Origin of the sequence: Methanobrevibacter gottschalkii DSM 11977, assembly GCF_003814835.1 — an archaeon.
Taxonomy (GTDB): domain Archaea; phylum Methanobacteriota; class Methanobacteria; order Methanobacteriales; family Methanobacteriaceae; genus Methanocatella; species Methanocatella gottschalkii.
Genome location: NZ_RKRG01000001.1, coordinates 461,464 through 478,183 on the forward strand (window position 1 = coordinate 461,464; position 16,720 = coordinate 478,183).

The window sequence follows — 16,720 nt, forward strand, 5'->3', positions numbered from 1 at the left end:
GTATTTAATCAAATAGATTATAACTCTTTACATGCTTTGGCTAATTTTACACCTAAATCAAAGCTTGCATTTTCTTCATCAGCAGTTGGCACGAAATAAATTTCTTGACTGTCTACAACATCAAATCCGCAGTTACCTAATTCTTCAGCGAGTTTTGCAGGAGATCCTCCTTTTCCACCCATTGAACCGAAAGTAACAGCTTTTCTTTCTATACCTGTTCTGTTGAATAAAAGTCCTTTTAAGTAGTACATGATGTCTCCAATACTTGGATATGGCGCATCGTTAATTGTAGGATCACCAATTGCAACACCTTTACTGGTTAAAATACTTTTCACGATTTCAGACCTTTCATCTTCATGTAAGTAGAATATTTCTACATCGTAACCTTCAGATATTGCACCTTCAGCAATTTCATGAGCCATTTGTTGGGTTGAATAGTGCATAGTGTCATAAATGATAGTAATTTTATCTTCACACACACCAGTGGCCCAATTCTGGTAAGCTCCGATTACTTGCATCGGGTCAGTCCAAATTTGGCCATGAGATGGTGCAATCATTTTAATGGAATCGAGTAAACCTAATTCAACAACTTCGTTTAATTTTTTAAGTACTAATTTGGAAAGCGGTGTAATTAAGTTTGCGTAGAATTTTTGTGCTGCATCCATTAAGACATTTTCTGGAATTTCGTCAGAGAATCTTTTTGTGAAACATAAGTGTTGACCAAATGCATCATTAGGGAATAAAATTCCAGTTTCATCAGCGAGTAAAGTGAACATACTGTCTGGCCAATGTAGTAAGAATGCATCTAAGAATGCTAAAGTTCTTCCACCAACATCTAAGGAGTCACCAGTTCCTACAGTGACGAATTCTGCACCTTCAAGTGCAGGGTAATGTTTTAAAAGACCTTTAACTGCAATTTCGGTACAGTAAATAGGTGCTTCTGGGAATTTTTTGTGTAAATCTACTAAAACTCCAGAATGGTCTTTTTCAACATGGTTCTGGACGATGTAGTCAACTTTAACATCTCTTCCTTCTTGTGCAAAAGCATCGTCAATACGCGCCATCATTTCTTTAGTTTTTCCAGGGTAAGCATTATCAATAATTGCTACTTCGTCTTCTCCAAACACTATGTATGCATTATAAGTGGTTCCATCTAATGTGTAACCATGGTAAGTTCTTAAATCCCAGTCGAGTACACCAATCCAGTATACTCCATCAGCTATTTTTTGAGCATTAGCTTTCATTTTTTTTAGTCTCCTTTTTTGTAATAATCCATAAGCATTTATGAATGTTAATATTAAATTGGAATCATCTATTATTTATAGTTAACTCAAATTATTCTATACTTTACGAACAGTTCGATATTTATTTTTGATTTATTTCTAATTTTTGTATAATTATTCTAAATATTTTTATCATTTTGATTAAATTTTACATAAATGGGTATATTTATTAACTAAAACTTATTATACATAAGTATACATATGGGGGAGGTTAATGAGCGAACAAAAACCAATACAAATATTTTCTGATTCAACAGAATTGCGTGTTAATGTAGTAAAAAGTCCCGTCAAACTCACAATTTTAGAGATGCTAAGAGATCGAGATATGGAATTTGATGAAATAGTGATTAATACTGGCAAATCAAAATCTACAGTTTCAGTGCATTTAAAAAACTTAAGAGAAAATGGAATTATATCATATAGGATGCATCCTATTGACAATCGAAAAAAAATATTTTATTTAAATTCTAAATATCTTGGTTCTGTAAACTTTTCTGAACCAAAAGAACTTGAAGAAACCCAGTCTGATTATTTGATAAGGAATATTGTTGAAGGTGATGGACAGTTTTCAACATTATTATTCCATACTTTAAAAGCAATGCTTATTCAAGAAGGAATTAATATTGATCCTATTTTAAAATCAACTGGCAATCAAATTGGCAAATCTATCTTTTATAAATTGTATAATGAAGATCTAGATATCTTTATGGATAATTTATCTAAATTTTGGGAGAAAAAAGGATTAGGTAGATTAACTTTTGAAATAGGTCAGATAATTAAAATTATAATTTATGATTGTTTTGAATGTGAATTACTTCCAAAAACAGGAAAACCTGCCTGTTTTTTAGATACAGGTATCATGGAAGGTTTATTCACAGAATTCTTCAAACTACCGGTCAGTGTTATAGAAACACAATGTTATACAATGGGTGATGGAAAGTGTGTCTTTGAAGTTGAACCTCAAAGCATAAAACTTACTAATCATCTTTAAACTTTATGATCGATGTTGTAAGGTAAGGTTTTTCGTGAGAAAATCCTTCAATTATTTTTTCATTTTCACGAGTACAGTTTTGCACGGAATAAATTTCTTTTTCTCTTTTATCATTTTTTATTTTTAATTCAAGTTTTGTTGAGTTTCTTGAAGCTTTCATAAGAACAATGGAATCAGTATATTCTAAAATATTTTCTATTCTGCTGTCAATTTTTGGAACAATAGTTAAAATATCATTTTGTTCTACTAATGCTTCGTTTTTAGCAGCGGCACACGCAGTAAATGATGTAATCCCGGGAATAGTTTCTATCTCATATCTATCCATTAATCTTTTTTGCAAATAGGAATAAGTACTGAATATTGATGTGTCTCCAAGTGTAATGAATGCAACATCTCTTCCTGTATTAAGATATTGTGCAACTAATTCAGATGCACTATCCCATATTTTTTCAAGTTCTTTTTTATCTTCAATCATAGGAAAAATAGGTTCAACAATCATTATTTTTTTATAATCTTTTCTTTCTTTAAGAATAGGCCTCACGATTGATAATGCAATGCTTTCTTTTTCTTTTGCAGATTTTGGTGAAAAAATAACTGGGACTTTTTCTAATACTTTTGCAGCTTTCAATGTTAATAATTCAGTATCTCCAGGTCCAACACCAATTCCAATCAATTTTCCTTTTTTAACCATATAATCACTTTAATTTATAATTATTAATTTTAAGAATTATTTTTCAAATGCTCTTTCTATAATTTATTTATATTATCTTCACCTAATATATTTTTAATGTCAAATTCAATTTTTTGCCCAAATTGCGGAATGTTAAAAAGTAATTGTACTTGTGGAAAATACCCTAAAAAAGAATCTAAAGGCCCAACAAATTTATTTAGTTTTACTAAATCAAAATCAAGAAGTTCATCAATATTAGATGATGAGATTCCTGAGGTATATTATGTTGATGACCACAAACAGGATGAAGGGACTGCAGCATATTTGAAAGAATTATATCCAAATATAGATGATGATATAATTGAAAATTTTCCATTTGATGAACCTAGAATTGGACAATTGGAAATTATTCAAGATATTAATGATGCGATTAAAAAGGGTTATAAATACATTATATTGGAAGCAGGAACTGGAACTGGTAAATCTGCAATAGCTACAACATTAGCTAAAATGTATGAATCTGCTTATATTTTGACTATGACTAAACAATTGCAGTCACAATATTCTGACGAATTCGAATTTCCATTGGTTAAAGGTAGAGGTAATTTTGCTTGTTTGCATGATAATTTAGAATCTACTTGTGATATAGGGGCTTGTAAAACATCACCTACTTCAAGTAAATTTTTCTGCCCATATGGTGTTGCTAAAAATCCAACTTTAGATGCAGAATTAGCTTTTGAAGATTCATTTGGGGGAACCGTTTTTTACCAATCAAGTGGGCATTGTCATTACTGGAATCAAAAAGCCAATGCAATTAATTCCCCAATCACATTAATGAATTATGATTATGCTATTGTTGAGCTTAACTATGTTAAACACTTTGGGACTCGTTCTTTACTTATTTTAGATGAAGCTCATAATATTGAAAGTAAATTAATGTCTACAATGGAAGTTACATTGTATAATAGGGTTCTTGAAAAAGATATTAACAAACAAATCTCTCCTCAAACTTTAAAGGATGGTGAACTTGAAGATTGGATAATGGAAATTGATGCAATTAGAGAGGCATATGAAGATATTGATTTGAAAGATGTGAGTAAAAATAAATCTGAAAGGATTCGATCAACTATTGGTAGACTAAAAACTCTTAGAAATAATCTTGAAAAAGAGCCTAAAAATTGGGTTATTGATACTGACGAGTCTGGTGTCACATTCAAACCACTAAGAGTCCATCATTATGCTAAAAATAATTTATTAAAATATGGGGATGTGGTTATTTTCATGAGTGCAACAATTCTATCTCATAAAATGTTTTCAAAATGGTTGGGATTAAATCCTAATGAAGTTTATCACATTAAAGTGGATAGTCCTTTTACTAAAGAAAAAAGACCAATTGTCCTTAATTTAGCTGGAAAAATGTCTGCTAATAGAATTAAAAAAACTGCTCCAAAAACAATCCCTATTTTGCAGGAAATTTTAAAGAAACATGAAGGGGATAAAGGTTTAATCCATACTCATAGTTATAAATGTCAACAGTATATTATAAATAATTTATATAACTCAAGATTAATTTCGCATACTTCAAAAAATAGAGAACAAATTTTGGATTTCTTTGAAAAAGATGAAAATCCTTTAGTTTTAGTTTCACCATCTATGAGTGAAGGGGTTGATTTACCATATGATAAGTGTAGGTTCCAAGTTATTTATAAAATGCCGTTTCCTTATCTCGGAGATAAACAAGTCAATATGAGAATGAAACGTGATAAAAAATGGTATGCTTATAAAACAGTAATGACTTTAATGCAGGCGTATGGTCGTGGTATGAGGGCGGAAGATGATTCATGTTATACTTATATTATTGATAGTGATATTAACATGTTATTTAAAAGTCCAATGTATAGATCTTTAATCCCAAACTTCTTTAAAGAAGCTGTTGTCAGAGTTAAAAAATAGCGGACCTGGAGGGATTTGAACCCTCGATCTCAGGATCCGAAGTCCTGCGTCATTCCTGACTAGACTACAGGCCCAATAAATAAAGAATATTATTCCTATTTATTCTTTTTCTTCAGAATCAATAGAAATAATTGGTATTTCATCGATATCTTCTACTTCAGCAAAAATATCATCAATAGTTTCATTATCAAGTTTTGCTTGTTTATATTCAATATCTTCAATTTTTTCAATTGTTAATTCTTTTTTATTTTCCTCTTTTTCTTTTGCAGGAGGAATATTGTTTGTATCTTCTGGGCGTGGTTTTGGTTTTTTAGAAGTAGTTGATTTTTTAAATTTATTTTTTATATCTCCAATGTCGAATTCACCTATTTTATAGGAGTCTTTGTCCAATGGGATGTTGCTTTTAGGGATAATCTTTTCAGTTTCTTTTTCCTTAGAAGCATTAGTTTTTACTTTTTCTTTTCCATCAATAGAATTAATGCTCTCTGTTATTCCATTTAGGGGACTTTTAATATTAAATACTTTGTATATTCCGTAAATTAATAATAAGATTCCTAATCCAAGAACTATGACAGAAATAAAGTTAGTCTCACCAGATACAACATTGTCTATTACTCTATCACTACGGGATTCGAAAATGATTATTGAGATTGCTATAAATATGATCCCTAATACAGAGCTAACAATAGCTAAAACAGGTGTTTTACCAATTTTTGCATTAAAAAATTGATCAAAGTTTTCACTCACATCACTAATGATGTCTTCTGGCTCTTCTAAATCATCGGACATGTTTTTTAATTCTTCTTCTTTGGGAGTGTTAATTATAAATTCTTCATCAATTGGAGATTCTTCTAAATTTATTACATAGTCTTCATCATCATCTGGATGATAGATAAATTCATCGTTAATTTCTAATTCATCAAAATCAACTGTATCTTCGTGTAAATAGTTTATCAATTCACTATCTTCTTGTGAATCGATATTGGAATCTTCTTCTTTCACATTGTCGATTAAGTCTTTTAAATTAGAAATTCTATGTTCTTTTTCTTTAGAATCTTTCATAAAAAGCCCTCAGTCGTAAGCTCTCCAAGTATGTTTACATTTTACGCATGTGAATATACGAGTAGGAGCTTCATCAGCACTACGAGTCTGTAATAATTTGTAGGTTGCTATATTATGTCCACATTCAGGACATGTTTCTTCTGTTCTTGGGCCAACGTCTACATCTTCACCCAACATTTTAACAGTTTCTTCAGCTTCAATTTTCTTTGAAACTTTATAATCATTATTATCGGAGTCTTCTTTAATGTAACCACAGCTATTGCATTTTAAAACATTGTTGTTTGGAAACATCATTGCTCCACATTCAGGACAAAATTCCATTTAACTCCTCCTCAATTAAGTTTAATAAGTTATATATTACAATAATTTTTTTTTCAAATTATTTAAATATATAGCATTATTTTTCATTTTTAACTATATTTAAGCAGTCTTTTATTATTTTATTATGGTCAAAAGCAATATTGATTTCATCTAATTTTTCAGCGGAAAATATGCCAATATCTATTGCATCATCATTGGCTTTTCTTTCATTGAAATCTCCTTTTGCAGTATATGTAATACTTATGGTATGACCTCTTGAATCTCTATCTGGATTAGAGTAAACATTAACTAAATCTTTAAGTTCTACATCAATACTTGTCTCTTCTTTAGCTTCTCTTATTGCAGCCGATTCTACAGTTTCACCATAATCAACAAATCCACCGGGCAACGCCCAATAATTTTTAAAAGGATTATTTTTTCTTTTAATTAAAATAAAATTAAAATCTTCATCAAAAATAAAAATATCAGTTGTTACAGATGGTTTTTTGTATTTATTCATTAAACCACTTAAAAAAGGAATAATTGAAGCTTATTCTAAAGCTTCGTCAATAAGTTTTTTAAATTCATCACTTTCTTTTTGGAGTTGTTCTGCTGCTTTCTGTAATGCGTTTCTTGGTCTTTTTCCTCTTTTTGTTTTAATGGTCATTTCTGGTTTTCCAGTAAGGGGATGATCAATATTATAAACTGCATATTCAACATCAGGATTTTGCATTAAAATGTGTCTTAATGCATTACAAACTCCATGACTTTCATCCTTAACAATAAAAGTTAATTCTAATGTTTTATCTTCAATAATTTCAAAATTTTCCATTTTATCAACCTAATTAATCATTAATGTAGTTTTTAGAAACTTTACGTTTTTCTTTTCTATTACAAGTATTACATTGAAGTTCATCAGCTTTTTGGGTAGTATGCATGTAATCTCTACAACGAGTACACATAGCTTTTAGGACACCACAATCATCATCTGTACTACCTAAATCAACATTATCTCCAGTAATTTTAACAACTTTTGCTTGAATAATATCTCCTATTCTAAAAGCATCAGATAATTTCTCTAAATAATCTTTTTTTGCTTGTGAGATGTGTATAGCTCCCATATAGGGTAATGCTAATGGTCTTGCGTTGTCTTTAATACATTCAATGTTAACATTAGCTCTTTGTGGTTTAATATCAGTTATTTGGCCGTAAATTATATCTCCAACTTTTAAAAGAGCAGGTTTCGCATCTGACACAACAGAAATTACCTTCATTTTTTGATTAATTTTAACATTTCCAAGTACTGATGATTTAATGTCTCCGTCATCATCATAAGTACCCTCTCCTGGAAGATATTGTTCTATTATTCCTAATTTATCCCCAGGCATTACAATTTCATCTTCTTCTATTTTCATATTAAAATCACCAAAATAAAGAGTTTATAAAACTTTCTTTAATATAATAATTTTATTCATATTAATATTTAAAATTATTTATAATGTTCATGAAATAAAATTTCATCTAATTGGTAATTTTCCCATTTTCTCTTATTTAGGACTATTTCTAATTCTTGTGGGGTTAATAATGGTTTTTTATACATTTGTGAATCATCAATTGCGATTCTGGGACATGCACTAACAACAAAAGCATCTAATTCCAAGTAAGGAAGTAAAACATCTGGTGATACATTATCAACTAAAATAATATATGCTTCCATTTTTGAATCTTCTAGAATTTTTTTAATTTCCTTTGCTAAGGTCATTCTGTATTGACCTTCTTTTGTAGATACTAAAATTCCCCATTTTTTAGCACCACGAGCTTTTGTAATTCTTGCAAATCTTATTCTTAAAATCCTGTCTGCAAATTCATCCATACTTCTAATTTCACTATTGTATGGGTCTAGGGCAATTACGGGGGTGTTTGAAAATAATTTGATTCCTAATGGATGGAAATTTCCAGTTCCTATGAATAATATTACTTCAGCATCTAAGTTTTTTATAGATGAAAAGTTGCATCCTAAAACTTGACCTTTTCTAGTCGATGGTGAAGAACCTAGAACAACTTCTTTTCCATTATCTTCTAAGTAATCTTTAGTTTCATTTAAAAGATGTAAATGTTGTGTTGTTGTTACGAGTCCTATTCTGTAATAATCTTTTAAATATTCTATTGACTTTTCAAGATCTTTTTTAATATCTATATTGGAATATGCTTCAATAAACAATGTTGGAACTTCATATTTTAAGGGAAGGGGGGTGTGTCCGTAATGAACGATTAAATCAACTGAACCTTTCATTTTATAATCGCTAACATCACAAGCTCCAAAACAGGGATCACCTGAAATAACAACTGTTGCATCGGTTTCTTCTTCAATTTGTCTAGCTATTTTTATAGCTTGCATTTTCAAACCTTCAGGAAATTGAAGACCAACAGTTTGAGCATCCATTGAAGTTATTTTACGGATTACTTTGTCTAAATCCAGATTATACATTGACATTTTAATCTTCAATTGTTTTTTCAATAACTACTTTTCCGTTGATGACATCTAGTTTAATAATAGATATTACATCAACACCAGTTTCTTTTTTAACGATATTTTTGCCTTCACCTTTTTCGATTACTGCAACAGTAGATTTAATTTTTAATCCTAAATCTTTTAAAGTGTTTAATAAAGCTATTAATGTTCCTCCAGTACTTACCACATCATCAATTAGTAATATTTTTTCACCTTCATGTAAATCGTTTACATAAAGGTTGGATGAACCATATCCTGTTTTTTGATAAACTTCTGTTTCTCCTTCAAGACCATATTGTCTTTTACGGATTACAACAAAGGGGATGTCAGTTGTAAGGGATAATGCAGTGGCTAAATGTATCCCCATAGCTTCAACTGCTACAATTTTATCAACATCTAAATCTGCATGTTTATAAACTGCTAATGATAATTCTCTAAGCATTTTAGGATCCATTGCTGGAACACCATCACTTATTGGATTTACAAAGTAGTTATAATCACCTTTTTTAACAATAGGAGATGCTTCTAAAGATTTTTTTACTTCTTCTAACATGATATCACAAATTATTAAAACTTTATTAAATATAGATATAAATTAATATAATTATATAAGTTTGCTAATTAGAGTTATTATATGTGATCAATATGCTTGGAAATTTAGGAGAAAATCTTACTAATACAATGAAAAAATTAGTAGGAATGTCTGTTATTGATAAAAAAACTATTAAAGAAGTTGTTAAAGATATTCAACGAGCTTTAATTCAATCTGATGTTAATATTAAATTGGTTCTGGAGTTATCAAAAAAAATTGAAAGCAGGTCTCTTGAAGAGAAACCACCAAAAGGTATTACTCCAAGAGAGCATGTTATAACAATTATTTATGAAGAAATGGTAAATCTGTTAGGTAGTGAAACTGTTGGTTTAGATATTAATGAAAGACCTTACAAAATTTTATTCTTGGGTCTTCAAGGTAGTGGTAAAACAACTACAATTGGTAAATTATGTAGGTTTTTACAGAAAAAAGGTTTCAATCCTGCGGTTGTATGTACAGATACATGGAGACCAGCTGCCTATGTCCAATTAAAACAATTAACCGAGGAAATGGATGTTCCTTTATATGGGGATCCTGAGAATAAGGATGCTCTTGATTTAGCTAGAAAAGGTTTGCAGGAATTTAAAAATAGGAAAGTTATTATTTTCGATACTGCCGGCAGACATAAACAGGAAGAAGATTTGATTGCTGAAATGGATGAATTGGATGATATTATTAATCCAAATGAAGCTATTCTTGTTATTGATGGAACAATCGGCCAACAAGCAGGTGAACAAGCGAAAGCTTTCTCACAAGCTACTGATATTGGATCAATAATTATTACAAAATTAGATGGTTCAGCAAAGGGTGGGGGCGCGATGTCTGCTGTTGCAGAAACTGGTGCTCCAATTAAATTCATAGGTACTGGTGAGAGAATTGATGATTTTGAATTATTTGATCCTGAAAGATTTATTTCAAGATTACTTGGTATGGGTGATATAAAATCTCTCATTGAAAAAGCTGAAGAGAATATTGATGAGGATATTGCAGAAAAAACAATGACCAATATGCTCACGGGTAAATTCACTTTAATGGATATGAAAAATCAATTTGAAATGATGAATAAGATGGGTCCTATGCAACAAGTTTTAAATATGATTCCTGGCATGGGAAATAAAATTTCAAAAGAAGCTTCTAAAATGACTGAAGATAAAATAGGATTATATAAGGTTATGATGTCTTCCATGACTGAAGAAGAAATGTTAAATCCTAAAATAATTAAACAGTCTCGTGTTCAAAGAATTGCTAGAGGATCTGGTGTTGAAGAAAGTGAAGTAAAAGAACTTTTAAAATATTATAACAACACTAAAAAGACAATGAAAGGAATTGGTAAACGTGGCGGTCGTTTAGGTGGCGGCGCTATGAATCGGATGATGGGACAATTCATGAATAGATAATATGTACGAATTAGCAAAACAAATTTTAGAGGAAACCGGTGGTAGAATCTGTAAGAATTGTCTCGGTCGCAAATTATCTAAAACAATTGAAGGAACAAACAATATTGAAAGAGCAGATAAAGTTTGTGTTGAATTAAATATCAGTTTGGATGATGTCGATTGTGTAATATGTAATAATATCTTCGATAAACTTAATGACAAGTTATATAAAAAAATTAATGATAAAATTAATCAGTTAGGTCTTGAATTTGATACATTTTTAGTGGGTTCAAAAGTTCCTAAGGATGTTCAAGAACGTGACGATTGTTTATCTGAAAAATTCAATTTACCAGTTGAGACAATCAAAAAAGAAATTAATAGATTGATTGGTCTTGAACTTTGGAAAATCTATGACAAAGAAGCCGAATTTGAAAGTCAGGATATTGTATTTAACATTGATTTAATAGATAATCCTAAAGTTAGAATTCAAATTAATCCTTTATATATTGAAGGAAAATACAATAAGTTCAAAAGAGGAATTCCACAAACTAAATGGCCATGTACTAAATGTAAAGGGAAAGGATGTTGCGAATGTAACTTCACTGGAAAACAATACCCTGAATCAGTTGAAGAACTAATTTCCGAGCATATATTAAAATTAACTAAGGGTAAGGAAGCTAAATTCCATGGTGCAGGTCGTGAAGACATTGATGTTTTAATGTTAGGTTCGGGAAGACCATTTGTATTGGAAATTAAAGAGCCAAAAATAAGAAAACTTAATTTAGCAAAAGTTGAAGATGAAATAAATAAAATTAACGAAGGTAAAACTTCATATCATAATTTACATTTATGTAAAAGAAATAGAAAAGCAGAAATTAAACAATCTTCTCCTGATACTTATAAAGTGTATAATGCAATTGTTGAGTGTGATGAAAGATTCGACGAGTCAAAACTTGAGGAATTATTAAAACTAGATGAAATTCATCAGCAAACTCCATTAAGAGTATTAAGGAGGCGTGCTGATAAAGTTCGTATTAAACATGTTAAAGAGTTATCTTATGAAATAATTGATGATAAACATTTTAGTATGCGTATTAAAACAGAAGGTGGATTGTATATTAAAGAATTAATCTCTGGGGATGGGGGAAGAAGTCATCCTAATGTGAGTGAGATTTTAGGTATTAAAGCAATTTGTGAACAATTGGATGTAATAGAAGTGAGTGAGAAGTAGATAATATGGCAGAGGAATTTACACATTTAACAGAAACAGGAGTGCATATGGTTGAAGTTGGTGGAAAACCAGATCAAAAAAGAAGGGCTATTGCAAGTGGAAGTATATTTCTAGATAAAAATACTATTAACTTAATTCAAAATGATGAAATTAAAAAGGGTAATGTTTTAACAACCGCTCAGATTGCAGGAATTCAGGCTGTTAAAAACACATCTTCTATAATTCCACTTTGTCATCCATTGGCATTAACTGGTATTGAACTGGATTTTGATGTTAAAAAAGATGAAATAATAGCTACTTGTGCTGTTAATACATTAGGTAAAACCGGTGTTGAAATGGAGGCTATTACTGGTGTAAGTGTAGCTTTACTTACTGTATGGGACATGGTTAAAGCTGTTGAAAAAGATGAAAATGGACAATACCCTGATACTAGAATTAGTGACATTAATGTAATTAAGAAAGAAAAAATCTAAACTTTATATACTATGAAGAAAATAACCATATATATTATTAATTATTAATTAATTATTAAGGGGATTATTATGGCGAAAAAAGATAATAAAATTTCTATGCCTCAAACAGGTGCAGGTTTAGTAAGATATTTTGATGAAGAAAGTCTTGGACCAAAACTTTCTCCTGAGCATATAATAGTTGCTACTGTTATTGTAGCGATATTATGTTTCGTATTAAGATACTCAGCTTAAACTTATTGTTTTTTTAAAAACAATATTACTTTTTTTATTTATTTTGATATTATGTTAACTAAAAGAATTATTCCTTGTTTGGATTGTGATTTACAAGTGCCTGAAGGTAGAGTTGTAAAAGGCGTAGAATTTAAAGAAATTAAATATGCTGGAAATCCAGTAGATCTTGCAACTAAATATTATGAAGAAGGTGCAGATGAAATTGTTGTTTTAGATATCACTGCTTCACATGAAAGACGGGCTACTATGGCAGATGTTATTGACATGTTAACAGAAAATGTATTCATGCCAATCTGTGTAGGTGGGGGGATAAGAAAAGTTGAAGATTATATTAAAATGCTTAGAGCAGGTGCTGATAAATGTTCTACAAATACAGCTGCAATTAAAAATCCGGAATTGTTAACTGAAGCTTCAAAAGTTGTAGGATCACAAGCAGTTGTTATTGGAATTGATGCAAAAAGAAGATATATCTCAAATCCAGATGACGCACCGGATAAAGTCGTTGTTGAAACTGATAAAGGCTTCTGCTGGTTTGATTCAAGTATTTATGGCGGACGGGAATTTACAGGAATCGATGCCATTCAATGGGCTCAAAAATGCCAGGACTTGGGTGCCGGTGAAATCCTTTTAACAAGTATGGATGGTGATGGGACTCAAAACGGATATGATATTGAGTTGAACAAAGCTATTAATGATGCAGTTGATATTCCAGTCATTGCTAGTGGTGGTGTTGGTAAACCAAAAGATATTTTGGATGTATTTAAGAAAACTGATGTTAGTGCAGCTCTTGCAGCAAGTATATTTCATTTTAACCAGTATTCTATTGGTGATGTAAAAAAGTACTTAAAAGATAATAATGTGGCTGTTCGTTTATGATAATTGAATCTCCAATTGATTTGGAATTAACACAAATTTCAGGTCAAACTTCACAACCTCCTTGGACGAAAGTTGATAATTCATATAGGGAAGTCGTATTAGTTAATAATAATCCGGTTATTTTTGATGTTGAACAATCTGGAGAATTCTTTAATTTTAATTATATTGGAAATATATCTAAAAAAGAAGCCGTATCTTCTCTAAAATATATTTTTGATTTGGAATTTGATTTAAATAAATTTTATAAATATTTGAATGGTCATGCAGAACTGGCTGAAATGTCTAAGTTTTGCCATGGTTTAAGACTATTTTTAGCACCAAATCCATTTGAATGTATTATTTCATCAATTTGTTCTGCAAATAATTCAATTAAAAGATGGACAAAATCAATTTCTGATATTAAAGAGAAATGGGGAATCAATCATAATGGTTTTCACACTTTTCCAGAAATCTCTACTTTTCAAGAGATATTTTTAGATGCTGAAGAAGAATTGGATTTAACTGATGCAGGTGATATTTCCAATTGCAAAAACAATTTAAAATCTTGTGGTGTGGGATATAGGGCTTCCTACATGAGAAAAGCATCTGAACTTTTTTCATTGGAAATGGACATTTCAGAAATTTCAAAAATGAATTATGATGAGGCTTTTGAGACAATACTGCAAGTTCCAGGTGTAGGTCCGAAAGTTGCTGATTGCATTTTACTTTATGGATTTAATTTTAGAGAAGCATTTCCATCTGATATATGGATAAAACGCATTGTATCTTACTTATACTTTGATGGTAAAGATATTTCGGTTCCTAAGGTAAGGGAATTTGGAATGGATGAATTTGGAGATAATGCAGGTTATGTTCAGTTATATATGTTTCATTATGCTAGAAAATCTGGTTTAATGGCTAAGTTAAAATAATTGTAATTACATATTATTTTTCATGAAAATCAGATATGCTACAATGATTGTTAATGATATGGAGGAAAGTGTTAAATTTTATACTGAAACTCTAGATTTTACTGTTGATGAAGTCTTTGATGTTCCGGAAGGCAAAATCACTCTTTTAGATGGGGAGGGTTTTGCAGGAATTGAACTAATTGAAAGTTCAAATTTTGGCAGTGGCCTATATTCCATTGGAATGGATGTTGAAGATATCCATAAAGAAATTGAAAATTTAGAAGCAAAAGGGGCTAATATTGCCATGAAACCCATAAAAATACAGGTCGGTTATATGGCAAAAGTAATAGATCCAAATGGTATTAATATTGTTTTAGTTCAACATAATAGATAATATGAAACTTGAAAAAATCGTTTTAATTGTAGCAACATTGACATCCTTTTTCACAGTATTTTTATCATCTGCTGTGATGGTGGCAGTTCCAACTTTAGCTTCTGAATTTGGAATGAGCAATATTATCCAAAATTGGGTCACCATGCTATTTTTCTTAGCAGTAGCTATTTTTACAATTCCATCTGGGCAATTATCTGGAAAATTCGGTCTTAAAAAATCAATGATATTTGGCTCATCAGTTTATATTCTAAGCTCTATTGCAGCTATTTTTTCAATAAACTCAGAAATTTTTTTAATCTGTCGATTAGTTCAAGGTATTGGTGTTTCATTTTTAAATGTCGCTTCAATGGCAATGGTCGTATCAGCATTCTCTCCACAAGAACGTGGTAAAGCAATTGGAATTAACGTAACTGGAGTTTATCTTGCAACATCAACATCTCCAGTAATTGGGGGATTTTTAAACTTTCATTTTGGATGGAGATCTATATTTTTAACATCAGTGCCATTTTTAATCTTGATTTTAGTTTTATTAATAACTGAAATTAAGGAAGAATGGGTTACTATGGGGGATGTTCCGATTGATTGGAAAGGTTCTATTGTATACTCATTAGGCATATTGTTATTTATTTATGGATTCACACGTCTTGATGAAAGTACTGGCATTATTTTGACTGTTATAGGTTTAATTGTATTGGGAGTATTTGTAGCTCTTGAACTTAGAGAAAAATATCCAGTATTCGATGTTAAATTCTTTAAAAATCCTAAATTTTCATCTGCGAACTTTGCAGCTCTAACAGCGTATCTCGCTACATTTGCTGTTACAACTATTGTAAATTATCATTTGCAATATATTAGAGGTTATGATTCTCAAATGGCAGGTATAATCTTGTTAGTTGCACCTTTAATTCAAGTAATTATGGCTCCAATTTCAGGAAGATTGTCGGATAAGATTAATCCACAAAAATTAGCGGCTATTGGAATGTTTTTTGGAGCAATTTCACTTGCAATGCTTTCAATGCTTAATGTTTCAACACCATTATGGTTTTTAATTATTGCGATGGTATCTCATGGTTTGGGTTTTGGAATATTTTCATCTCCAAATACAAATGCAATTATGGGGTCAGTTCCACAAAAAGATACTCCTGTGGCTTCTGCATCAGTTGCAACAATGCGTGTTATTGGTCAAACAATGAGTATGGGTATGTTAACATTAGTATTTGCATTTGTGATGGGTAATGTACCAATGATTGAGAAATATTTTCCTCTTTTAATTACTAGTTCTCAAATTACTTGCTTAATTTGTATGGTGTTATGCGCAGCATCTGTTTTTGCTTCACTTGTAGGAATTAAATCTAAGGAAATGTTGGAATTTAATTAAAATAAAATAAGTTGAAAGATAGAATCTATCTTTCTTCCACTGTCAATTTGTTCATTTTGTCGCCTTGGCGAATAGCATTAACAACATCTTGACCTTTGATAACTTGACCAAATACAGTGTGTACTCCATCTAAGTGTGGTTGCGGACTGTGTGTAATAAAGAACTGGCTTCCACCAGTATCTTTTCCAGCATGTGCCATTGATAATGCACCAGTTCCATGTCTGTGCGGGTTTCCTTCAGTTTCACATTTGATAGTGTAACCTGGTCCACCAGTACCGTTTCCTTTAGGACAACCACCTTGAATTACAAAATTAGGAATTACTCTGTGGAATGTTAATCCATCATAGAATCCTTCTTTGATTAATTTTTCAAAGTTTGCTACAGTTCCAGGTGCTTCATTTGGGAATAATTCAAGTTCAATATTCCCTTTATCGGTTTCAATAGTTGCGACTTTCATTTTATCACCTAATTTTTAAATAATATTAATATTATAAATATTAATGATTAA

Annotated in this window: 20 protein-coding genes and 1 tRNA gene; 10 read left to right on the forward strand and 11 right to left on the reverse strand. The window is 30.6% G+C overall.

The features are described from left to right. Positions 1-17: 17 nt before the first annotated feature. A complete protein-coding gene (locus tag EDC42_RS02335) occupies positions 18-1,244 on the reverse strand; it encodes an FprA family A-type flavoprotein (protein WP_069574930.1) in 1,227 nt (408 codons plus the stop codon). 253 nt (positions 1,245-1,497) lie between these two features. Here EDC42_RS02335 and EDC42_RS02340 point away from each other — a divergent pair, with 253 nt between their 5' ends. Further along, complete coding sequence (locus tag EDC42_RS02340; protein WP_069574931.1) at positions 1,498-2,274, forward strand: V4R domain-containing protein; 777 nt, start codon at positions 1,498-1,500, stop codon at positions 2,272-2,274. Here the strand turns inward: EDC42_RS02340 and cobI are convergent. Beyond that, a complete protein-coding gene (cobI, locus tag EDC42_RS02345; RefSeq protein ID WP_069574932.1) occupies positions 2,261-2,965 on the reverse strand; it encodes a precorrin-2 C(20)-methyltransferase in 705 nt (234 codons plus the stop codon). The two genes, EDC42_RS02340 and cobI, sit on opposite strands and share 14 nt — an antisense overlap. Positions 2,966-3,061: 96 nt before the next feature. Here cobI and EDC42_RS02350 point away from each other — a divergent pair, with 96 nt between their 5' ends. Next, positions 3,062-4,897 carry a helicase C-terminal domain-containing protein gene (locus EDC42_RS02350; protein WP_069574933.1) on the forward strand — a complete coding sequence of 612 codons (1,836 nt, stop codon included), beginning with the start codon at positions 3,062-3,064 and terminating at the stop codon, positions 4,895-4,897. Here the strand turns inward: EDC42_RS02350 and EDC42_RS02355 are convergent. The 8 genes from EDC42_RS02355 to hpt form a co-directional block, all read right to left on the reverse strand. Continuing rightward, a tRNA-Arg gene (locus tag EDC42_RS02355) sits at positions 4,898-4,971 on the reverse strand. It abuts the gene before it with no gap. Between the two features lie 25 nt (positions 4,972-4,996). Continuing rightward, positions 4,997-5,959, reverse strand: a complete 963-nt coding sequence (locus tag EDC42_RS02360; protein ID WP_069574934.1) for a hypothetical protein — start codon at positions 5,957-5,959, stop codon at positions 4,997-4,999. A gap of 9 nt (positions 5,960-5,968) precedes the next feature. After that, positions 5,969-6,280, reverse strand: coding sequence for a transcription factor S (locus EDC42_RS02365; protein ID WP_069574935.1), 312 nt, complete (start codon positions 6,278-6,280; stop codon positions 5,969-5,971). Positions 6,281-6,356: 76 nt separating this feature from the next. Further along, on the reverse strand, positions 6,357-6,779 hold the full coding sequence (locus EDC42_RS02370) for an NUDIX domain-containing protein (protein WP_069574936.1): 423 nt from the start codon (positions 6,777-6,779) through the stop codon (positions 6,357-6,359). 30 nt (positions 6,780-6,809) lie between these two features. Beyond that, the gene (locus tag EDC42_RS02375) at positions 6,810-7,091 is read right to left on the reverse strand and encodes a DNA-directed RNA polymerase subunit L (protein WP_069574937.1); all 282 of its coding nucleotides are present in this window, start codon (positions 7,089-7,091) and stop codon (positions 6,810-6,812) included. Positions 7,092-7,104: 13 nt separating this feature from the next. Beyond that, on the reverse strand, positions 7,105-7,674 hold the full coding sequence (locus EDC42_RS02380; RefSeq protein WP_069574938.1) for an exosome complex RNA-binding protein Csl4: 570 nt from the start codon (positions 7,672-7,674) through the stop codon (positions 7,105-7,107). 74 nt (positions 7,675-7,748) lie between these two features. Then, positions 7,749-8,753, reverse strand: coding sequence for a diphthamide biosynthesis enzyme Dph2 (gene dph2, locus EDC42_RS02385; RefSeq protein ID WP_069575001.1), 1,005 nt, complete (start codon positions 8,751-8,753; stop codon positions 7,749-7,751). 1 nt (position 8,754) lies between these two features. Beyond that, positions 8,755-9,324 carry a hypoxanthine/guanine phosphoribosyltransferase gene (gene hpt, locus EDC42_RS02390; protein ID WP_069574939.1) on the reverse strand — a complete coding sequence of 190 codons (570 nt, stop codon included), beginning with the start codon at positions 9,322-9,324 and terminating at the stop codon, positions 8,755-8,757. Between the two features lie 86 nt (positions 9,325-9,410). On the opposite strand from hpt, the gene EDC42_RS02395 reads away from it, so the two are divergent. The 8 genes from EDC42_RS02395 to EDC42_RS02430 all read left to right on the forward strand — a co-directional run bounded on the left by EDC42_RS02395 (position 9,411) and on the right by EDC42_RS02430 (position 16,212). Continuing rightward, positions 9,411-10,760, forward strand: a complete 1,350-nt coding sequence (locus EDC42_RS02395) for a signal recognition particle protein Srp54 (protein ID WP_180365865.1) — start codon at positions 9,411-9,413, stop codon at positions 10,758-10,760. Continuing rightward, positions 10,753-11,970 (forward strand): tRNA pseudouridine(54/55) synthase Pus10, encoded by a 1,218-nt coding sequence (locus tag EDC42_RS02400; RefSeq protein WP_069574941.1) that lies wholly within the window; start codon positions 10,753-10,755, stop codon positions 11,968-11,970. Before EDC42_RS02395 ends, EDC42_RS02400 begins: the two co-directional genes overlap by 8 nt. A 5-nt stretch (positions 11,971-11,975) precedes the next feature. Continuing rightward, positions 11,976-12,443, forward strand: coding sequence for a cyclic pyranopterin monophosphate synthase MoaC (gene moaC / locus EDC42_RS02405; protein WP_069574942.1), 468 nt, complete (start codon positions 11,976-11,978; stop codon positions 12,441-12,443). A 69-nt stretch (positions 12,444-12,512) separates the two neighbouring features. Beyond that, positions 12,513-12,674, forward strand: coding sequence for a preprotein translocase subunit Sec61beta (locus EDC42_RS02410; protein ID WP_069574943.1), 162 nt, complete (start codon positions 12,513-12,515; stop codon positions 12,672-12,674). A 51-nt stretch (positions 12,675-12,725) separates the two neighbouring features. Then, positions 12,726-13,550: an imidazole glycerol phosphate synthase subunit HisF gene (hisF, locus tag EDC42_RS02415; RefSeq protein ID WP_069574944.1), complete on the forward strand. Its 825-nt coding sequence runs from the start codon at positions 12,726-12,728 to the stop codon at positions 13,548-13,550. Then, entirely contained in the window at positions 13,547-14,461 is a 915-nt protein-coding gene (locus EDC42_RS02420; protein ID WP_069574945.1) for a DNA glycosylase, read from the forward strand. The genes hisF and EDC42_RS02420 overlap by 4 nt, the downstream gene beginning before the upstream one ends. A gap of 22 nt (positions 14,462-14,483) precedes the next feature. Beyond that, a complete protein-coding gene (locus EDC42_RS02425; protein ID WP_069574946.1) occupies positions 14,484-14,834 on the forward strand; it encodes a VOC family protein in 351 nt (116 codons plus the stop codon). A 1-nt stretch (position 14,835) separates the two neighbouring features. Then, the gene (locus tag EDC42_RS02430; RefSeq protein ID WP_069574947.1) at positions 14,836-16,212 is read left to right on the forward strand and encodes an MFS transporter; all 1,377 of its coding nucleotides are present in this window, start codon (positions 14,836-14,838) and stop codon (positions 16,210-16,212) included. Positions 16,213-16,237: 25 nt separating this feature from the next. Here the strand turns inward: EDC42_RS02430 and EDC42_RS02435 are convergent, their stop codons facing one another. After that, positions 16,238-16,669, reverse strand: a complete 432-nt coding sequence (locus EDC42_RS02435; protein ID WP_069574948.1) for a peptidylprolyl isomerase — start codon at positions 16,667-16,669, stop codon at positions 16,238-16,240. Positions 16,670-16,720 lie beyond the last annotated feature (51 nt).